This window comes from Roseicyclus sp. (assembly GCF_052168335.1).
Taxonomy (GTDB): domain Bacteria; phylum Pseudomonadota; class Alphaproteobacteria; order Rhodobacterales; family Rhodobacteraceae; genus Roseibacterium.
Genome location: NZ_JBQLZP010000655.1, coordinates 1 through 1,788 on the forward strand (window position 1 = coordinate 1; position 1,788 = coordinate 1,788).

At 72.4% G+C, this 1,788-nt stretch carries 3 protein-coding genes; 2 read left to right on the top strand and 1 reads right to left on the bottom strand.

Going from position 1 to position 1,788, the window contains the following annotated elements; all coding sequences use genetic code 11:
* On the top strand, nt 1-356 hold a 356-nt coding region (locus tag ACTS11_RS19955), incomplete at its 5' end, for a ribosomal RNA small subunit methyltransferase A (protein WP_442642033.1).
* Nucleotides 353-970, top strand: coding sequence for a histidine phosphatase family protein (locus tag ACTS11_RS19960; RefSeq protein ID WP_442642034.1), 618 nt, complete (start codon nt 353-355; stop codon nt 968-970). The genes ACTS11_RS19955 and ACTS11_RS19960, both read left to right, overlap by 4 nt.
* Nucleotides 971-972: 2 nt before the next feature.
* Here ACTS11_RS19960 and ACTS11_RS19965 read toward each other — a convergent pair whose 3' ends face one another.
* Nucleotides 973-1,566: a DUF4167 domain-containing protein gene (locus ACTS11_RS19965; protein WP_442642035.1), complete on the bottom strand. Its 594-nt coding sequence runs from the start codon at nt 1,564-1,566 to the stop codon at nt 973-975.
* Between the last annotated feature and the right edge of the window lie 222 nt (nt 1,567-1,788).

Sequence of the window (1,788 nt, forward strand, 5' to 3'; positions counted from 1 at the left end):
TGGCCGCGCCGGGGTCCAAGGCCTATGGGCGCCTCGCCATCCTCGCCCAGTGGCGGGCGGAGGCGCGGATCGCCATGACCCTGCCGCCCGAGGCCTTCACGCCGCCGCCCAAGGTGCGCTCGGCCGTGGTGCAGATCGAGGCGCTGCCCGAACCCCGTTACCCGGCCGATCCGGAGGTTCTGTCGCGCGTCGTCGCGGCCGCCTTCAACCAGCGCCGAAAGATGCTCCGCGCCGCGCTGAAGGGTGTCGCGCCCGACATCGAGGACCGCCTCCGCGCGGCGGGTATCGAGCCCACGGCGCGGGCCGAGGAGATCCCGCTCGAGCGGTTCTGCGCGCTGGCGCGGGCGCTTTCGTGACGCGTCGCCTCTGGATCGTCACCCATGCCGACGTGGTGATCGACCCCGCAGTGCCGGTGACCGACTGGGGCCTCTCCGCCCGCGGAGCCGCGCGGCACGTGGCGCTGGCCCGGACCTGGGCGGCCCGCCGCCCGGCCCCCGACGCCATCTGGTCGAGCGCCGAGAGGAAGGCGCGGGAGGGCGCGGCGGCGCTGGCGCAGGCGTTCGGCATGGCCGTGCGGATCGACGAAGACCTCGGCGAGAACGACCGCAGCGCGACGGGCTACATTCCCGAGCCGGAGTTCTCCCGCGTCGCCGCCGCGTTCTTCGCGCGGCCGGAGGAGAGCGTGCGGGGATGGGAACGCGCGGTGGACGCGCAGGCGCGCATCGTCGGAGCGGTGGAAAAGGCCGCCGCGATGACACAAGGCGCGGGCGACATCGCCATCGTCACCCATGGGGGCGTCTCGACGCTTCTGCTCTGCGCGCGGCTCGGCCTCGGGATCACGGAGGCGTTGGAACCGGGGATCGCCGGGGGCGGAGGCATCTGCGCCCTCGAGGGGCGGCACCTGGCGCGAGGCTGGCGGCCGATCGAGGCGGAGGACGCGCTCGACGACGCGCCCGCCACCCCGGCCTGAGCCTACTCCGCCGCCTCGCGGGAGGAGCCGTCGCCGCCCTTGTCGCCATCCTCGCCGCCATCGCCGTCGCCGGAGGCGGCGTCGGGCTTGCGCGGACGGCGCGTGCGGCTGCGCTTGGGCTTGGGATTGCTCTCGGGCGTCTCGACGAGGGTGCTCTCGCCGTCGTCGGAGGTGTCGATCACGGCGTCGAAGCTGCGGGCCTCGGGCTCGGGCGACTGCGCGGTGTCCTCGAAGCGGGTCCGGCCGCCCTCCTCGCCGCCCTGCTGGGGACGCTGCTGCTGGCCGTCGTGCTGCTGGCCGCCCTGCTGGGGCTGGCCGCCGCCCTGGTTCTGGTCGCGGCGGGCGTCCATCTCGCGCTGCGCCTCGCCCAGGAGGCGGAGGTAGTGCTCGGCGTGCTGCTGGAAGTTCTCGGCGGCGACGCGGTCGTTGCCGAGCTGCGCATCACGGGCCAACTGGTTGTACTTGTCGATGATCTGCTGCGGCGTGCCGCGGACCTTGCCTTCCGGGCCGGAGGAATCGAACACGCGGTTGACGATGTTGCCGACCGAACGGTTGCGGTTCCCCTTGGACCGCGAGCGGTTCTTCGATGATCTCATGTGCTTACTATGGGTCCAGTTGTCCTGGGTGTTGCAGAGGATGGAACCCTCGGGTCCCGGAACCGCGAACACGCCGGGCCTGATCGTTGGGCCCGCGGTATCTGACGAAATCCACGCAGTGCGGCAAGGTGCCGTCTCTCCCGCGCAGGCACGACTAAGCACGGAGTGCGGGGCGAAACAAGGCGAAATCGTCAAAAGCGGCGGTTTTTCGCGGCGCTTGCG